The 18,051-nt window shown below is 45.3% G+C and carries 14 protein-coding genes; 12 read left to right on the forward strand and 2 right to left on the reverse strand.

Annotation, left to right across the window (positions count from 1 at the left end):
• Positions 1-51: 51 nt before the first annotated feature.
• Both ACTTKA_RS04525 and ACTTKA_RS04530 read right to left on the reverse strand, forming a co-directional pair.
• Positions 52-693, reverse strand: a complete 642-nt coding sequence (locus tag ACTTKA_RS04525) for a response regulator (RefSeq protein WP_442724137.1) — start codon at positions 691-693, stop codon at positions 52-54.
• A gap of 208 nt (positions 694-901) precedes the next feature.
• Complete coding sequence (locus ACTTKA_RS04530) at positions 902-4,063, reverse strand: ligand-binding sensor domain-containing protein (RefSeq protein ID WP_442724138.1); 3,162 nt, start codon at positions 4,061-4,063, stop codon at positions 902-904.
• A gap of 632 nt (positions 4,064-4,695) precedes the next feature.
• Between ACTTKA_RS04530 and ACTTKA_RS04535 the strand changes: the two genes are divergently transcribed.
• The 12 genes from ACTTKA_RS04535 to ACTTKA_RS04590 all read left to right on the forward strand — a co-directional run bounded on the left by ACTTKA_RS04535 (position 4,696) and on the right by ACTTKA_RS04590 (position 18,051).
• Positions 4,696-5,286: a hypothetical protein gene (locus ACTTKA_RS04535; protein ID WP_097530792.1), complete on the forward strand. Its 591-nt coding sequence runs from the start codon at positions 4,696-4,698 to the stop codon at positions 5,284-5,286.
• Complete coding sequence (locus ACTTKA_RS04540; RefSeq protein ID WP_442724139.1) at positions 5,286-6,155, forward strand: DUF2764 family protein; 870 nt, start codon at positions 5,286-5,288, stop codon at positions 6,153-6,155. Before ACTTKA_RS04535 ends, ACTTKA_RS04540 begins: the two co-directional genes overlap by 1 nt.
• A 3-nt stretch (positions 6,156-6,158) precedes the next feature.
• The gene (locus tag ACTTKA_RS04545) at positions 6,159-7,916 is read left to right on the forward strand and encodes a V-type ATP synthase subunit A (protein WP_442724140.1); all 1,758 of its coding nucleotides are present in this window, start codon (positions 6,159-6,161) and stop codon (positions 7,914-7,916) included.
• Between the two features lie 6 nt (positions 7,917-7,922).
• Positions 7,923-9,248, forward strand: a complete 1,326-nt coding sequence (locus ACTTKA_RS04550) for a V-type ATP synthase subunit B (protein ID WP_060827305.1) — start codon at positions 7,923-7,925, stop codon at positions 9,246-9,248.
• Positions 9,249-9,279: 31 nt separating this feature from the next.
• Positions 9,280-9,900: a V-type ATP synthase subunit D gene (locus tag ACTTKA_RS04555; RefSeq protein WP_046825207.1), complete on the forward strand. Its 621-nt coding sequence runs from the start codon at positions 9,280-9,282 to the stop codon at positions 9,898-9,900.
• Entirely contained in the window at positions 9,897-11,780 is a 1,884-nt protein-coding gene (locus tag ACTTKA_RS04560) for a V-type ATP synthase subunit I (protein ID WP_442724141.1), read from the forward strand. The genes ACTTKA_RS04555 and ACTTKA_RS04560 overlap by 4 nt, the downstream gene beginning before the upstream one ends.
• A 42-nt stretch (positions 11,781-11,822) precedes the next feature.
• On the forward strand, positions 11,823-12,284 hold the full coding sequence (locus ACTTKA_RS04565) for a V-type ATP synthase subunit K (protein WP_442714245.1): 462 nt from the start codon (positions 11,823-11,825) through the stop codon (positions 12,282-12,284).
• Positions 12,285-12,596: 312 nt separating this feature from the next.
• Complete coding sequence (locus ACTTKA_RS04570) at positions 12,597-13,406, forward strand: polysaccharide biosynthesis/export family protein (RefSeq protein ID WP_442724142.1); 810 nt, start codon at positions 12,597-12,599, stop codon at positions 13,404-13,406.
• An 8-nt stretch (positions 13,407-13,414) separates the two neighbouring features.
• On the forward strand, positions 13,415-15,016 hold the full coding sequence (locus tag ACTTKA_RS04575) for a GumC family protein (RefSeq protein ID WP_442724143.1): 1,602 nt from the start codon (positions 13,415-13,417) through the stop codon (positions 15,014-15,016).
• An 11-nt stretch (positions 15,017-15,027) separates the two neighbouring features.
• Positions 15,028-15,855, forward strand: a complete 828-nt coding sequence (locus tag ACTTKA_RS04580; RefSeq protein WP_442714242.1) for a glycerophosphodiester phosphodiesterase — start codon at positions 15,028-15,030, stop codon at positions 15,853-15,855.
• Entirely contained in the window at positions 15,852-17,258 is a 1,407-nt protein-coding gene (locus ACTTKA_RS04585; protein WP_442724144.1) for an oligosaccharide flippase family protein, read from the forward strand. Before ACTTKA_RS04580 ends, ACTTKA_RS04585 begins: the two co-directional genes overlap by 4 nt.
• Before the next feature lie 10 nt (positions 17,259-17,268).
• Positions 17,269-18,051, forward strand: coding sequence for a LicD family protein (locus tag ACTTKA_RS04590; RefSeq protein ID WP_442724145.1), 783 nt, complete (start codon positions 17,269-17,271; stop codon positions 18,049-18,051).

Here is an 18,051-nt window from a genome sequence, read left to right on the forward strand (position 1 = left end):
CTGGCAACTGACCGCTCAAGCTATCGAACGCCGCATCTCACGGGGGATCAGCTATACCAGTCTTTCTTTAATCGCTTTGATGATTGCTTCCGATTTGGAGCTTACTGCCAGTTTGTTATAGATACTGTGAATATGTGAACAGACCGTGCCTACGGTGATGTCACAGCTTTTCGCAATCATCTTATAGCTGTCTCCTGCGATCAGTCGCTTGAGTATGTCGAGTTCACGTTTGGAGAGATCGTAGGTGTTTTTTTCCATCTTGCCGGGATGTGTGAAAAATTCGAGCACTTTGCGGGCAATCTCGCTCGACATGGGCGATCCGCCGTTAGCTAATTCGATGATCGATTCGATGATTTGTACGGCCGACATTTTCTTGAGCAGATAGCCGGTCGCTCCTGCACACAGCGCATCGAAAATCTTTTCCCGGTCTTCAAACACGGTGAGCATCATAACATTGATTTCGGGATAGGCGTCCTTTACCAATCGTGTCGCCTCGATGCCTGAGAGGTAAGGCATGTCAATATCCATGATGATGATATCGGGACGTTCGTTCTCACAGTTTTTGAGGATATCAAGACAATCGCCCCATGCTCCTGCAAACTGCATCATTTCAGAACCTTTTATCAGGTATGTCAGACCTTCTCGCAATGCGTAGTTGTCTTCGTATACGGCTACTTTTATCTGCTTTTCCATCGTTTTTGGGGATTATGATATGCTTCTGCAATATTACATCATTTCGGGCCGTTTGTCAATCATATAAATATATGATTTTTGCTTTTTTAACGGTTTGTTTTTGAATGGCGTGAAACGTTTCTGTTGATTTTCCATTTTGTTGATTTGTAGACATATTTGGTGAATTTTATGATGTTTGATTAGTCAGGCGGAATTTATTGAGAGAACATTACGTTATTTTTACCGTGAGTTTGATGCTCGTTCCTTTTCCTGCTTCGGAGCGGATGCTCAATTTTCCTCCGATTTTCTCGGCACGGAACTTCATATTGGGCAGACCGCCCCGGTAATATTTTTTCGAAGTATCGAAACCCTTGCCGTTATCGCTGATAATTAAGCGGAGAACGGAACGGGATAAGGCAAATTCGATCGAGGCTTCGGTGCATTCGGAGTACTTGATGAGATTGTTTACGGACTCTTTGGCGATCAGGAAAATATTTCGCCGTTTGTCCATGACGATCGTCTGTGCATACAGGGCTTCGGGTGCCGTAATGCTGAAACGGATATCTTTCGACTCGAAAAGCGGGATGGCATATTCGCGAAGACGGAGGATGAGGTTGCGAAACTCGTCGTTGGCGGGGAGAACCGACCAGATGATATCGTCCATCGACTCGAGCATATTTTGTGCGTTCGTCCCGATTTCGTGGAGCATGTCTCTGGTATATGAGTAGCTGCCATCATCGGGATGTTGCGCCTGTAACAGTGTGCTCATGATGGAGATGCTGCTGAGAGTGGAACCGATGTCGTCGTGCAGGTCGGAGGCGATTTTGAGCCGGATTCTTCTTTGTTTCTCCAGATGACGAAGGCGGTTCAGGTAAACAGCTGCTATGATAGCGGCTACGGCGAGGATCAGCATGGTGATAAACCAGGGTGTTTCCCAAAAGGCCTGACGTATCTCGAAGCGGACCGTCCGGTTGTATCCGAGCCAGTTGCCTTTGTACGCCACGTCGACGATGAAGCGGTACTTCCCGGGAGGCAGGTTGGTGTAGCGCGCTTCAAGACTCTTCGTCGGCGGATTCCACTCCGACTCCAGCCCCTCGAGGCGATAGCGGTAGCGTACTTGCTCGTATTCATTGAAGCAGATGGCAGTGTAGCGGAAGGTGAGATTGTGCTGGTCTTCCATCGACGAAAGTTGGAGCGGCACCTTGTCCTCCATTTTCCGGTCGAACGATTCACCGTTGACCAAAACATGTTCGATAAGCAGATTCACCACGTTCGACCGAGCCAAACTCTGCGCCTCCTTCGTCCATCCGATGCCAACCTGATTGTCGGCAAAGACGTTGCCATAACTGTCAATGCTAATCCGGTCGTCGCCTCCGAGGTTTTCGATCAATCCGTTTTGGGTGTCAGTCAACATAAACGATTCGTCGTAGGGGTTGAAATAGAGCAATCCGTTGTTTATGATCCACAAGTTGCCTTCCCTGTCTTTGGTCATGTACCGTACGGAGAGGTCTTTCAGCCCGTCGTCGGTCTGGTACGTTTTGAACCGGAACATACCTTTATGCTCTTCTCTGATTCGGACCAAGCCCTGTCCTACGATGGTCATCCACATCGTGCCGGTGGTATCTGTTACAATCGAATAAGTATCACTGGGTTTGATACCTGTCGCATACAGCTTGCGGGGAATCTCCTGCGAAAATGTGCCGGTTTGGGGATCGAACGTGCAAAATCCCCGATGGTTTCCGATCCAGATCCGTCCGTATGAATCTTCGGCAATAGCCCTGTAGTGCGTGCCGTCTATCAGCGAAGTCGAATCGCCCTGTACATGGCTGAAGCAACAGATCTCGTTACGCTGTGCATTAATACGTGCTACCCCTCTTCTTCCGGTCCCTATCCATAGGTTGTGCCGGCTATCTTCAAAAATCTTGTATATTGTCCGGCCAATGGCTTCCGGTTGCTTGCCGTCGGGCAACAGAAAACGTTTCAGTTGCCGGCTGTCTTTATCTACATACCACAAGCCCCGTCTATATGTCCCAATCCAGGTATCTCCGCGATGGTCCTTAAAAATATCGTAGGTACTTAACTCCTCCCGCCAGTCGGTTTCCGTTTGCAAAAAATGCCATGAACAAGTCAGTGGATTCCAATCAGCTATCCCATAGCTGTTATGCACCATCCCGAAATAGTAATTCTCGGTTGTTTTGTCATGCCATACAGGCATGATCCACGAATGGCTGTAAGGAACGTTCACACGGCGGAAGCAATTTTTTTTCCGGTTCTGCCTCCACAGACCATCGTAGTTGGCCAGCCATAATGTACTGTCACGCTGCATGAATATACTCATGCGGGGGTTCTTGAGGACCTCACAATTCGATCTGCCTTCAAGTGGTTTCAGTTGTTTTTCGTTTTTATCGAAAATAAAAAGTCCTCGATCCCAGTCGCATATCCAGAACTCGTTTGCGTTTTTCTCCATAAAATCACTTACCGCCCATACGTTCGAGGTGGTTTCGAGGCGGTCGCCCGGCTTGGGATATGCCAGATTTTCCCATCGTTCAGTGGCCATGTCGAAACGGGGCATTCCGGATATCCAGCTCAATACCCACAGGTAATTTCCTTCTTTTACGAACTTGTACACTCCCGGTTGTGAGTGCCGGAATGTGGCTTGTGTATTAGGGTGGAATTGGTGAAAAGCGTTCTTCTTTTTGTTAAAACTGACCAATCCGGCGAAGGTAGCCAACATCAGCCGGTTACTGTCGATCGTATGAGAAACGATATCGTAAACCCGATTGCCAAAATGAGACTTCTCTTTTGTCATGGAGAGAAGGTGGTGATTGACGATGCCCGACAAATCCGGCCTCATACTGTATAATCCTTCCAGTCCCCCGATCCACAGGATTCCCGCCTCATCCTGATAAAAACAACTGACATAGCCGACCGGATTGCCCTCCGTGTCGTTCGGCAGGTTGGTAATGTGATCTGTCCGGATATCGATCAGTGAGACGCCGTGGGTAGTCCCTACACACAGCAAAGAGTCACCCAGCATGTAAAGCGACCAAAGTTCGGTGTCGACAATCGATTTGTCGTCGCCGGGCGTATGGCGGAATATCTTGAAATCGTGTCCGTCGTACCTGAACAGGCCGTGTTTACTGGCCATCCAGATAAAGCCTTGACGATCTTCCTGCAGGGCTATCACGTCGCGAATAGGAGTACCGCCCGGCAATTTTACCTCTTCGAAGAAATATTCTTCGGTTTTGGGATTCAGGGGTAAGGGAACAGGTTGAGCAAAAGCCGGAGAAACGAAGAAAGACAAGAACCATAAAACGGTGTACATGCAAAGAACGAGACGGAAACGGATTCCGTCGATAACAAACGCGCAGATGTGCAGAAGATATCGCATGTGCTCAATTCTTAGCTTGCCCGAAAAACAGCGCTTTACCCGATAAATGGAGAGGCTGACAGTTTCTCCGGCGTATTTGTTATATTTGTGGCAAAGATAAGCTATTTTTTTTTTCTATTTTGTTTTGCAGGGATTTATTGAGATACGCATAGTTATAAACCCAAATTACGCGATACCCTGTTCGGCGTTTACCATTAATAATGGACGTGCGAATGTACGACAATGGTTACATCAGGCTTTCAGCCCTCCGCCGAGATGCGATGCATTTTTCCCCAACGCTTCGCATTGGGCTGAATGATCTTGCCCTTTCAGGGCTTTTACAGCGGTTAGTAAACAATTCAACAACTAAACATCTCAACAACTAAACATCTCAACAATTCAACCCCTCAACCCCTGCAGGGCTGAAAGCCCGACATATTTCAGCCCCATCCCGCAAGGGTGGGGTATCGATGTTCATATCCCAGCGGAGGGCTGAAGGCCTGAATTAAATTCATTTTTATTTCTTCTATTGCGGAATCTGGGACAAATGTACTTTTTTATGCCTTTCGTTCCTGCAAACTATTAAGGAATTAAAAGAAAAATGTTATTTTTGTACCCTGAACGTACAATTAAATAAATGAATCACAATATCTATGGATGCTAAAATTCAGGAGCTGACCGACAAAATTTATCGGGAAGGCGTGGAAAAAGGAAACGAAGAGGCCGGCCGTATTATTGCAGAAGCGAAGGCAGAAGAACAGAATATGCTGCGCAATGCCCGCAAAGAGGCGGAAGAGATCGTAGCCCAAGCCCGCAAAGAGGCGGCCGAATGGAAGAAAAACACAGAATCGGAGCTGAAAATGTTTGCATCGCAGGCTGTGGAAGCGTTGAAGAGCGAAGTCACGAATCTGATCACCGGTAAAGTCGTTTCCGATAATGTAAAAGCCGCATCGACCGATGCGGAATTTATGAAAAAGATGATGCTCGAAATAGCACGGGAATGGGCCAAGAACGGGGCGATCTCGATTCAGACATCCGATGCGAAAGAGCTGACATCGTACTTCCAAGCCAATGCCTCCGACCTGCTGAATAAAGGTGTCACCATCGAAGAAGTGAACGGACGGAAGGCCTCTTTCTCCATCGCTCCGGCCGACGGTTCGTATAAGATCAGCTTTGGAGAAGAAGAATTTATCGCCTATTTCAAGGAGTTTTTGCGCCCTCAACTCATTGACATCCTGTTCTGATGAGCAAATACTACTACTTAATCGCCGGACTGCCCGATATCGCGCTCGATGATGGTAAGCGTACGTATACGGTAGCTGATTTCAAGCGCGAAGTCATGCCGATATTGTCGGCAGGCGACCAAAAACGGTTTGCTTATTTTTTTCTCCGATATGATGACCGGAATGTGTTGTCGTTTCTTCAGAAGAAAGAAATACCGTGGGACGAACGGGGAAATATCCCGTACGAGGCCATTGAGCAGCTTTATCAGGCCTTGAGAGAAGATGAAACGCCACCTCGGCATGCCGCTGTTCCTGCATACATCCGGGATTTTATAAAGGAATATCTAGTGGCGATGGAGAAAGGCGAAACGTCCGATATCCCCTGGGAAGACAGATTGTCGGCCCGTTATTACCGGTATGCCATGGAGGTGAAAAACGATTTTATGGCAGCATGGTTCGAGTTGAACCTGAATATCGGCAATATCTTGGCCGCGATCAACTGTCGTAAATACGACCTGGACAGGAAATGGTTTCTCGTCGGCGACAATGAAGTAGCCGAGACACTGCGTACTTCCAATGCCCGCGACTTCGGGTTGAGTGAGACGCTCGACTATCTTCCGGAGTTGCTTCGCATAGCCGAAGAAACGGATTTGCTTATGCGTGAGAGAAAAATTGACCTCCTGAAATGGAATTGGCTCGAAGAACATACATTTTTTAAGACGTTCGATTTCGAGAGCGTCTTCGCTTACCTGTTGCGGATCGAGATGATCGAACGCTGGACGGCACTTGATAAGGTGTCCGGCGAGAAGACCTTCCGCCAAATGGTGGGGACCATGAAACAAGAAAGTGCCGGAGTGCTGGACGAATTTAAAAGAAATAATACAAAATAAGATATGACTACGAAAGGTATTGTAAGGGGAATCGTATCGAACCTGGTGACTGTCGAAGTCGAAGGAGCTGTTTCCCAGAATGAGATCTGTTATATCACCGTCGGAGGTGTGAGACTGATGTCTGAGGTAATTAAGGTAATCGGAAAAAATGCGTATGTGCAGGTGTTTGAAAGCACGCGCGGTATGAAGGTCGGCGATAAGGCCGAATTTATGGGGCACATGCTCGAGGTAACGCTGGGACCGGGTATGCTCTCGCGTAACTATGACGGATTGCAGAACGACCTCGACAAGATGACCGGGGTGTTCCTCAAACGAGGTGAATATACGTATCCGCTGAATGACGAGCGGCTTTGGGATTTTAAACCGTTGGCACATACGGGTGATACGGTAGAGGCCGGCTCGTGGCTCGGCGAAGTGGATGAAAACTCGCAGCCGCACCGTATCATGGTGCCCTTCACTTTCGAAGGAAAATATAAAGTAAAATCGGTAGTTCCCGAAGGACAATATCGGGTAACGCATACGATCGCTGTCGTGACCGATGAGGCGGGGCAAGATCATGACGTTACGATGATACAGAAATGGCCGGTGAAGAAGCCGATCGTGTGCTATAAAGAAAAGCCGCGCCCCTATAAGCTGCTTGAGACAGGCGTGCGTATCATCGATACGGTGAATCCGATCGTAGAAGGGGGGACGGGCTTTATTCCCGGCCCGTTCGGTACGGGAAAAACCGTGTTGCAGCACGCCATATCGAAGCAGGCCGAAGCCGATATCGTGATTATTGCAGCTTGTGGCGAACGTGCCAACGAGGTGGTGGAAATCTTCGTCGAATTTCCGGAGCTGATCGATCCGCATACGGGACGCAAGTTAATGGAGCGTACGATTATTATCGCGAATACGTCGAACATGCCTGTCGCCGCACGTGAAGCATCCGTTTACACGGCTATGACGATCGCCGAATATTACCGTTGCATGGGACTGAAAGTGCTGCTTATGGCTGACTCTACGTCGCGATGGGCGCAGGCGTTGCGTGAGATGTCGAACCGGTTGGAAGAACTTCCCGGACCCGATGCTTTTCCGATGGACTTGTCTGCCATCGTAGCCAACTTCTACGCTCGTGCCGGGATGGTGGTGCTGAATAATCACCAAACCGGCTCCGTAACCTTTATCGGAACCGTATCGCCTGCCGGAGGAAACCTGAAAGAGCCGGTAACGGAAAATACGAAGAAAGTAGCCCGTTGCTTTTACGCCCTTGAGCAGGCGCGTGCTGACCGTAAACGTTATCCGGCCGTCAATCCGATCGACAGCTACTCGAAATATCTCGAATATCCGGAGTTCGGCGAATATATCTCAAAGCATATTTCGGACGACTGGATCGGCATGGTCAATGAAGTAAAAACGCGTATGTTGCGCGGAAAAGAAATCTCGGAACAAATCGATATTCTCGGTGACGATGGGGTTCCGGTCGATTATCACGTGACTTTCTGGAAATCGGAGCTGATCGACTTCGTCATCCTGCAACAGGATGCTTTCGATGCGATAGACTCCGTCTGTCCGCTCGAACGGCAGGAATACATGTTGAAAAGAGTCATCAATATCTGTCGCACCGACTTTGCTTTTGAAGACTTCCTGCAAGTCTCCGAATATTTCAAACGGATGATTAACCTCTTTAAGCAGATGAACTATGCGGAGTACAAGAGCGATAAGTTCTTCGAATATGACAGGCAAATAGAAGCATTGGTCGATGAAAAAAATAAACAATAATCCATTATGGCAACAAAAGCATTTCAAAAGATATTTACGAAAATCACACAGATAACCAAGGCTACCTGCTCTCTGAAAGCCACAGGCGTAGGATATGACGAACTGGCTACGGTCGACGGGAAATTGGCGCAAGTTGTAAAGATTGTCGACGATGAAGTGACCCTGCAGGTGTTTTCCGGTACCGAGGGTATCCGTACCAATGCGGAGGTCGTATTTATGGGCAAAGCTCCTTCGCTGAAGGTGGGTGATCAGTTGGCCGGACGCTTTTTTAACGCATACGGAGATCCGGTAGACGGTGGTCCCGTTCCCGAAGGTCGTGAGGTTGAAATCGGTGGCCCTTCGGTGAACCCTGTACGACGTAAACAGCCGTCGGAACTGATCGCTACGGGGATTGCCGGTATTGACCTGAACAATACACTCGTGACCGGACAGAAGATTCCGTTCTTTGCCGATCCTGACCAGCCCTTTAATCAGGTGATGGCGATGGTTGCCTTGCGTGCTCAGTCCGATAAAATCGTATTGGGAGGCATGGGAATGACAAACGACGACTATTTGTTCTTTAAAAATACGTTTAGCAATGCCGGAGCGCTCGATCGCATCGTCAGCTTTATCAACACAACGGAAGACCCTTCGGTAGAACGTATTCTGGTACCCGATATGGCACTGACGGCGGCCGAATATTTCGCAGTCGAAAAGAACGAGAAAGTCTTGGTGCTGCTCACCGACATGACGAACTATGCCGATGCGCTTTCCATCGTCTCGAACCGTATGGACCAGATTCCGTCGAAAGACTCCATGCCGGGATCGCTCTACTCCGATCTGGCGAAAATTTACGAAAAGGCGGTGCAGTTCCCCGAAGGCGGATCCATTACGATCATTGCCGTAACAACCCTTTCCGGAGGCGATATCACTCACGCTGTGCCGGACAATACGGGATACATCACCGAAGGACAGCTTTACTTGCGTCGTGACAGCGATGTGGGTAAGGTTATCGTCGATCCGTTCCGTTCACTGTCGCGTCTGAAACAGCTCGTTACCGGTAAAAAGACACGCGAGGATCATCCGCAGGTGATGAATGCCGCCGTACGTCTCTATGCCGATGCAGCTGATGCCAAGACGAAAATGGAGAACGGGTTCGATCTGACCGATTACGACGAACGTGCGCTGGCTTTCGCCAAAGATTATTCGGAGAGATTGCTGGCGATTGACGTGAATCTCGACACGACGGAAATGTTGGATGTGGCATGGACGCTGTTTGCGAAACACTTCAAACAGACGGAAGTCAACATCAAGCAGGAGCTGGTAGATAAGTATTGGCGCGATGCCCGTTGAGGCCTTGTGCAGGAGATGAACGAAAAACGATATGGCGATTAAATTTCAATACAACAAGACTTCGCTTCACACGCTCAATAAACAGTTGAAAGTGCGTGAACGTGCGCTCCCTACCATAAAAAGTAAGGAGAGCGCCTTGCGTATGGAGGTGAAGCGGACGAAGGATGAAATCGCGGTGCAGGAAGACCGGCTGGAAAAGGAAATCCGTACGTACGATTTCATGATGGCTCTTTGGAACGAGTTCAGACCGGAACTGATTTCGGTGAAGAACGTCGGACTCTCTTCCAAGAAAATCGCCGGTGTATTGGTGCCGGTGCTGGACGGGATCGAGTTCGAAACGGCACAATACAGCCTGTTTAACATGCCATCGTGGTTTGCCGACGGGATCGAATTATTAAAGACGCTGGCTACAACCGGTATCGAGGTGGAGTTTACCTACCTCAAACTGAATATGCTCGAACGAGCCCGGCGTAAGACGACGCAGAAACTCAACTTGTTCGAAAAGGTACAGATCCCCGGCTATAAAGATGCCATCCGGAAGGTCAAACGGTTTATGGAAGACGAGGAAAGTCTCTCTAAATCATCACAGAAAATCATGCGTAACAATCAGGAAAAGCGGAATGCGCAGAAAGAAAAGGAGGTAGAAGCATGATCGTAAAAATGAGCAAATACGCCTTTATGGTGTATCATAAGGAATACGACGAATTTCTTGAGCGATTGCGTGGTATGGGCGTGGTGCATATTCAGGAAAAACGTTCGGAGAAAGAGGATGACGGTTTGCAACAGTTGCTGGCCGAACGAAAACGTTTGCAGAATGAACTGCGTTATCTGAAGCGAGTGCAGGAGGATTGGCTCAAGGAACTCAAGGATGAGGCCAAGAGCACGAAAAGCAAGCTGAAACCGGAGCTGGAGATCGCACCCGAGCGGCCCGTAACCGTGGAGGAAGGGCGTACGTTGCTAAACCGTATTGAAGACTTGCGCAACCGTATCGAAAAGGCACAAGCTGCTGAACAAGCGGTGGAAAAAGATATGGCTGCCATGGCGGTTTGGGGCGAGTTTGACTATGCCAATCTCGATCGATTACGCGATGCAGGCTATAAGGTAACATTCTTTTCATGTCCGGCATCTCGCTACGATGAAGATTGGAGAGAGGCCTATAACGCTGTTCCGATCAGCGTGGTACAGTCGGTAGCGTATTTTGTCACGATTACACCTGTTGGAACGGTGTTGGAGATCGACGCTGAGCGAGTGAAGATGCCGGAAAAAGGGTTGAAAGAATTGCAGGCTGATCTTCTGGCACAACGACAGGAAAAGGTGGAACTGAACGAAGAGATGCTCCAAATCGCCACCAACGACTACAAGACATTGGAGGCATACGACCGTTTGCTGTCGAACGAATATGCATGGGGCAATGCCAAGGTGCAGACAAACCGTGAGGCCGACGATCGACTGATGCTTCTCGAAGGGTGGATACCGGCAGCACAGGAGCAGAGCCTTGAGAATGAACTGGATCGAAATAACTACTATTTCCGGAAATTGGATATCACTCCTGAGGACAATATTCCGATAGACCTGGAAAATAATTGGTTCAGTCGGTTGTTTGAATCGATTAGCCGACTTTATATGCTGCCTAAATATAATGAGTTAGATTTAACTCCTTTCTTCGCTCCTTTTTTTATGATCTTTTTCGGGCTCTGCCTGGGAGATTCCGGATACGGTTTGTTTCTTCTTGTTGTAGCAACAGCTGTAAAGATGATAAAAGGGAAGACATTGAAACCGTCCGTGAAGGGAATCTTATCATTAGTGCAGTTGTTGGGGATGGCTACATTCCTCTGCGGACTGCTGACAGGTACGTTCTTCGGTGCTAATTTATATGATTGGGGCATTCCTCTTTTCGATACCTTGAAAGAGAAGATTTATTTTGATAATAATAAGATGTTCTCTTTATCCTTGATATTGGGGGTTATCCAAATTATTTTCGGGATGTGTCTTAAGGCAGTGAACAAAGCCAAACAGTTTGGGGTGGTCTACAGTCTGTCTACCATTGGATGGATTATCCTGTTGGTCAGTATGGGAGTTGCCTTTTTATGTCCACAGGTCATGCCGATGTTCGGAACGATTCACTTGATCGTTATGGGGCTGTCGGGACTCTTGATCTTTTTTGTTAATTCGCCCGGAAAGAATCTTCTGCTCAACGTGGGGCTGGGATTATGGGATACATACAATATGGCCACCGGCTTGCTCGGAGATGTACTTTCTTATGTACGTTTATTTGCATTAGGATTGTCGGGAGGTATTTTGGCGGGTGTATTCAATAGCTTGGCTGTCGGGATGAGTCCGGATCATGTTGTGTTCGGACCGGTAGTGATGGTGCTGATATTTGTTATCGGACATGCCATCAATATTTTCATGAATGTATTGGGCGCGCTTGTTCATCCGATGCGTCTTACCTTTGTGGAATTTTTCAAAAATTCGGGCTATGAAGGAGGAGGATTGGAATACAAGCCATTCAAAAAAATGGTGAACGAATAAATAAAAACTAATTCTTTAAAATAACTAATTCTTTAAAATGTAATGGAAGCAAATTTATTATTAGCTTATGTAGGCATCGCAGTAATGCTTATCTTGTCGGGAATCGGAAGTGCCTATGGGGTAACCATTGCCGGAAATGCGGCTGTGGGCGCATTGAAAAAAAATGACGGGGCGTTCGGTAACTTTATCGTACTGACAGCTCTTCCCGGTACGCAGGGACTGTACGGGTTTGCCGGTTATTTCATGTTCCAAACTATTTTCGGCGTGTTGACTCCTCAGATCACGGCTTTTCAGGCTGCAGCCGTATTCGGAGCCAGCTTATCGTTGGGATTTGTTGCTTTATTCTCAGCATTGCGTCAGGGAGGCGTATGCGCCAATGGGATTGCCGCGATCGGACAGGGACATAACGTGTTTACAAACACGTTGATCTTAGCGGTATTCCCCGAGTTATATGCGATTGTGGCATTGGCCGGGGTATACCTGATGGGTAGTGCAATCGCTTAACATTGAGTAAAAAGTAGAGCAAAAAGAGTATATTCTCTTATTTTTGTTCTACTTATAGCCCCTCTTTTAAACAATGTGAATGAGGTGTGCCATAGGACTTTTGATGTATGGTACATCTCATTCTGATTTATTTCTTTCCATATTTCAACTTGGTTTCTTTTTCTAATCTTGAGAAGCACATTTAAGGTTGAACAAATCTTTTATGATTCTATATGAGCTTTTATACGAAAAGAAATCGAATGAATGAAGCCTGAAACCTCTTTTGAATAAACTTTATGTTGTATCTTTGTGCCCTTGTTAAGAAGAATAGCTATGAATTATAAACTTTTATCGATTTTGAGCCTGATGGTGCTGTTGGGGGCATGTAGTACGCCTCGGGATGTCGCATACTTTCAGGGGATAGATGAATTGACGGCGAAACAGCGGGAGTTGATGACGCAGACGTATAATCCGAGAATCTGTGCAGATGATCTGCTGACCATTAATGTGTCATCCAAAGACCCTTCGGTCGCAGCTCCTTATAATCCACCTGCATACAGCTATTACACGCAGGGAGAACAGCAGGTAAATACTGCCACCGTACAAAACGTATATACCTATTTGGTCGATAAGGAAGGATATATCATCTTTCCGGAGTTGGGGCGTGTCCATCTGGCCGGTTTGACACTTCACGAAGCGAACGAAAAGTTGCAGGAGATGATCAGAGAAGGACTCCCAGAGGTACTTGTCAATGTGCAGATCGTGAATTTTAAGGTGGCGATCATGGGAGAAGTCAACCGAACCAACATTTATATGATCAAGAATAACCGGGTTTCAATATTGGATTTGATTGCCATGGCCGGCGATTTAACGATTAATGCCCGACGTGAAAATATTCTCCTGATTCGGGATAATGACGGTAAAAAAGAGATTGTACGTTTGAATATTGCCGATCCGAATATTTTTGCTTCGCCTTATTTTTATCTGCAACAAAATGATGTTGTTTACGTAGAGCCGAATAAAGCAAAGAAGCGGAATGCCAATTTCAGCTCGGCACAACAATATACGTTGACGATGTTTTCTACCATACTTACCGCAGTATCGGTTATTACCACCATTGTAGTTGCTGTTAGAAGAAAATGAATGAACTTATGGAAAATAACGATGAAGTAATCGGATTAAAAGGAATCATTGTACGTTATCTGCGTCATTGGAAATTATTCCTGATCGTCTTTATTCTTTCTTTTATCCCGGCAATATTGTATTTGGTTTTTTATCCTCGTACCTATGAATTTAAGACACGTATTCAAATACAGGAAGATCAATCTTTAGGCGGAGCGAGTTTGGCTATGGGCGAAGCGGCCGGATTGATGAAATCGTTCGGTATCGGCGGAGGATCGGCCGGGAGTATCAGTATTGATGATGAGATGTCGATTCTATCGTCTAATCAGCTCTTCTGCAAAATGATTCTCGACATGGGGCTATATGTGGAATATACGGAACCATATTCTTTCTATAAGATGTATCAAGATGCACCGCTCATCCTTACACCCGACTCAGCCACGTTGGCCGGTCTGGACGATGAATACCGTTTCTCGGTGTCGGTCAAGCCCGGGAAGATTAAGGTGAAAGCTGCAAGTAATGCTGATAGCAGGAAGTTTACATTCACATCATTACCCGCCGAGATAACGATCGGGAGAAGCCATTTTGTGCTCGATTACAATAAGAATGCGAAAGAAAAAAATGAGTCTTTCGGTTTGAAAATACGTTGTCTGCCGCCCAGCTGGCTTGCCGAAGAAATGATCGACGGATTCCTTGTGGAAGATTATTCGAAGACTTCGAACATCATTGAGATTACTTGTCGGGATCATGAAAAAGAACGTGGAAAGGACATGTTGACTACCCTGATTCGTGAATACAATAAGGATGCCGGATCATTCAAGCAAACGGAAAATATGAAACTTCTGACGTTTATCGATGGTCGGATTCATAATATCATGGCTGAACTTCAACAGGTTGAAGCTAATATCGAAGGGTATAAGACGAAAAACAGAATGACGCTTCTGGAATCTGATGTGATGTTTTATGCCGAACAGATGAGGGAATTACAGGTGAAGATCATCGAAGTGGAGGCTGAGTCGCAAGTGATAAAGATGATGGACGATTATATTAAAAATCCGAATAATAAGTATAATGTGATTCCTTCACTGCTGTCTGCTGATGGTGAAAAAGGAGGAGCAATTTCCGTTTATAATGAAGCCATCGTGGAGCGTAATCGTCTCTTGAAGAATTCGAATGAAAAGAACCCCGCCTTTCGGAGCGTGAGCGATCAGGTAGATAAACTGCGTGAAGGGGTGTATCAAATGATTGACAACTCGAAAAAAGGCTATCAGATCGTCTTACAGGACTTGAAGGGTAAAGAGAAACAATTGCTTGATAAAATGCGCAGTATACCGGCCTTGGAGCGGGAATATGTAGATTTTAAACGTCAACAGGAAATTCTTCAGGGGGTATATCTGATTCTTTTGCAAAAGCGTGAGGAAATAGAATTGGCTATCGGACAACAAACAGAGCGTGCCCGTGTAGTAGATAAGGCGTATATGCTGCAGAAGTCAGTGGGGCCCCGCAAATTGTATGCAGTAATCGCAATATTTATAATGACCTTGATCATCCCTGTAGTATGGATAGAGTGCCGCGACATATATGCTTCCATAAAGGAAGAATATCGGCGTGGAGACAAGACGGATCAATGAGGGTGTGAGCGATGAAGCAAAGAGGTGGGCTCGTAGGGCTTTTATTTGCTGCCTTTCTTCTGAATAGTTGTCATACGACGTATGTCGATATTGAGCAATCGATGGCGCATATTGCCGTGATTTCTCATGCGGGAGGGCCGTATGGGCCGCCGAACAGCCTGAAAGCAATTGAAGGTTCGATTAGGGCCGGGGTGGATGCGATGGAAATAGATATCCGAATGTCGAAAGATGGGGTATTAGTTCTTTTTCATGATGAATCAATTGATCGCTTGACCAATGGTTCGGGTAAGATCAAAGAAATGACGTTAGAGGAGATTCAACGACACTCATTACGAAACTTAGACCGTTCTTTGTCAACGGAAAAAATCCCGACTTTAGCAGCAGTGATCGATCATGTAGATAAAAGGGTGCCGTTGATATTGGAAGTCAAAGATTATGAAAACACAAAGTTGCCATTCAAATTGGCAGAGTTGATCCGAGAAAAGGATTTGTATAAACATGTGGTGGTTATCTCATTCGGCTATAACTGTCTTAAGGCTATTCATGAAATTGACTCGACTATTACTTGCCAATACCTGTTGAACAGGAGAGAGCAGTTGGACGATTTGCTGGAAAATAAATTTATTTCGACCATTTTGATCGACTACAATTCGTTTGATGCCGAAATGGTTCGTAAAATACATCAAAAGAGAAAGAAGATGATCACCTATACATTGAACTCACAGAAAACCATTCCGGCTTGTTTATATTCTATTGTGGACGGTATCATTACGGATGATCCTGAACTATGGATGGGGATCCGAATGAGAAATATGTTATATTACAAAACTTCGGAATGAGTTTGTTAAGAGACTTTTTCAAATCATCAAGTCTTTATTTTTTAGGCAATGTGTTGACAAAGCTGATCGGTTTCCTTATGTTACCGATTTTTACCGAATACCTTAATCCTAACGAATACGGATATTATGATGTAGCGAATACGTATCTCAATTTGGTTATTTCATTTTTATTTCTCGATATCTACGTGGGTATTATGCGCTTTATCTACGATCAGAAGGAAACGGAAACAGCCTATAGACCTATATTTAACGGTTTTCTGATTTTTATGGCATCGCTGGTTCTATATACCTTAATTTCTTGGGGGATATGGTTCTTTAATGACATTCCGTATTTTATATGTATTTATGGTTATGGCGTTTGTCTTGTTTTTAGCAATTTATATGGTTATATGGCGCGTGCTTTTAAGAAGAATCTCTTATTCGCCGGATCGGGTATTGTAGCCACTCTAATTACAGCGATCATTAATTTTGTAGGGCTAAAATATCTTCATGCGAACATAGAGATTTTGTATATTGCCTCGATGTTGGGACTGCTTTCTCAAATTATCGTGATAGAATGTTATGTGCCGGTACTCCGAAAACTGTCGTTTTCTCTTTATGACCGGAAATTATTCCTCAGTCTGTATAAATTTTCGTTGCCGTTATGCTTGAATTCTTTGGCTTTCTGGCTTCTTACCGGATATGGCAATGTGATGATTTCACGATTATTAGGATTGGAACAGAATGGAATATATTCGATTGCGGTCAAATTTGCACTTGTCATTAATCTGGTTGCCATGTGTTTTAATATGGCCTGGCAGGAAGTTTCTTTCGAAAGAGGAAATGAGGATCGTAGCTCTCTGAGTATTTTCTACAGCAAAGCGATCAACCTGCTGATTTCTTTTTTGTGTATTGGGATGTTGTGTCTAATTCATTTTTCTTATATCATATTTCCCTATATGATCGACACCCAATATGCTGAGGCTTTTTCTATTATTCCGTTAGCGATCCTTTCGGCCGGCATTGCGGTAGTGAGCAGTTTCATGGGACAAATTTATGCGGCACTCAAAAAAACGAATGTGATTATGTATTCAACAGTGACAGCAGCAGTTGTAAATATGGTATGTATGCCTTTGTTTATTTCCCGTTGGGGGGTTCACGGAGCGATTCTGTCATTGATCCTTAGTTATTTGCTCAATGTAGCTATGCGGCTTTTCTGGATACGAAGTATGGTGCATATACGGCTCAATTATATATTTCTTGCTATCTTTGCCGTTTCGTTGGTCGTTTCGGGATATATCTATTATCAGGGAGAAATGATGCTCAATATCCTGGGGATCATTTTCTTTTTCTGTTTCGGAGTGATCTGTCAACGGGATTTTCTGTATACGTTGTATCGAAAGATATGTGGCCATACCAAATGAAAGAAGGAGCATGGATATTTCAGAGATAAATGCTGAAGGAACGCAACTCAGGAGGCATCAACTTAAAATGTTGGAGATGCTGAAATATGTAGATGAACTGTGTCGGAAGTATGATATTCCCTATTATTTATCGGGAGGGACATTATTGGGAGCTGTGAGGCATCAGGGTTTCATTCCGTGGGATGATGATCTGGATATCATCTTGATGAAAAAAGATTTTCGACGCTTATTAAAAGTATTACGCAATGAACCTTCTGTCGACTATACGCTCCAGTGTCATCAAACAGACCCGTATTATATTGCTCCATATGCCAAACTTCGGATGAAGAATACGCAAATTCAAGAATGGAATGAGAATGATATATATTATCGATACAGAGGAATATATATAGATATATTTTTTTTGGAACCGGCTGTACCGTTTTTCCATTATATTGCCAATCATTTGCAGAATATATTGATTCGTTTTGCCGGATTGAATCCGACAAGAAAAATAAAGCCGATATTGACCAAATTATTTTATATTTTACTCTATCGGTTTTTATTTCCTGTGTTCAATCTGTTTTCTTTTTTACTGAGAAAAGACAGGTTAAGTTATCCGTTAGGATCATTTTTTAATACACAGTTTGAAAAAGAATCGTATACTTGTTCCTCGACGAAGCATTTTGAGGATCGACTATTTCCGGTGCCTCTTAAATGGGATACTGTCTTAAGGGCTCAATACGGGGAATATCATATTCTTCCTGATTTGGATAAGATAGAACCTCATATTCAATCAATCAGCTTTGAGTAA

This window comes from Tannerella sp. (assembly GCF_052170195.1).
GTDB lineage: Bacteria > Bacteroidota > Bacteroidia > Bacteroidales > Tannerellaceae > Tannerella.

Coding starts and splice junctions, on each gene's coding strand:
- ACTTKA_RS04560 (WP_442724141.1), top strand. CDS start 9,897: ATGATCGTAAAAATGAGCAAATACGCCTTTATGGTGTATCATAAGGAA.
- ACTTKA_RS04545 (WP_442724140.1), top strand. CDS start 6,159: ATGACTACGAAAGGTATTGTAAGGGGAATCGTATCGAACCTGGTGACT.
- ACTTKA_RS04535 (WP_097530792.1), top strand. CDS start 4,696: ATGGATGCTAAAATTCAGGAGCTGACCGACAAAATTTATCGGGAAGGC.
- ACTTKA_RS04550 (WP_060827305.1), top strand. CDS start 7,923: ATGGCAACAAAAGCATTTCAAAAGATATTTACGAAAATCACACAGATA.
- ACTTKA_RS04570 (WP_442724142.1), top strand. CDS start 12,597: ATGAATTATAAACTTTTATCGATTTTGAGCCTGATGGTGCTGTTGGGG.
- ACTTKA_RS04575 (WP_442724143.1), top strand. CDS start 13,415: ATGGAAAATAACGATGAAGTAATCGGATTAAAAGGAATCATTGTACGT.
- ACTTKA_RS04590 (WP_442724145.1), top strand. CDS start 17,269: ATGGATATTTCAGAGATAAATGCTGAAGGAACGCAACTCAGGAGGCAT.
- ACTTKA_RS04555 (WP_046825207.1), top strand. CDS start 9,280: ATGGCGATTAAATTTCAATACAACAAGACTTCGCTTCACACGCTCAAT.
- ACTTKA_RS04530 (WP_442724138.1), bottom strand. CDS start 4,063: ATGCGATATCTTCTGCACATCTGCGCGTTTGTTATCGACGGAATCCGT.
- ACTTKA_RS04540 (WP_442724139.1), top strand. CDS start 5,286: ATGAGCAAATACTACTACTTAATCGCCGGACTGCCCGATATCGCGCTC.
- ACTTKA_RS04525 (WP_442724137.1), bottom strand. CDS start 693: ATGGAAAAGCAGATAAAAGTAGCCGTATACGAAGACAACTACGCATTG.
- ACTTKA_RS04580 (WP_442714242.1), top strand. CDS start 15,028: ATGAAGCAAAGAGGTGGGCTCGTAGGGCTTTTATTTGCTGCCTTTCTT.
- ACTTKA_RS04565 (WP_442714245.1), top strand. CDS start 11,823: ATGGAAGCAAATTTATTATTAGCTTATGTAGGCATCGCAGTAATGCTT.
- ACTTKA_RS04585 (WP_442724144.1), top strand. CDS start 15,852: ATGAGTTTGTTAAGAGACTTTTTCAAATCATCAAGTCTTTATTTTTTA.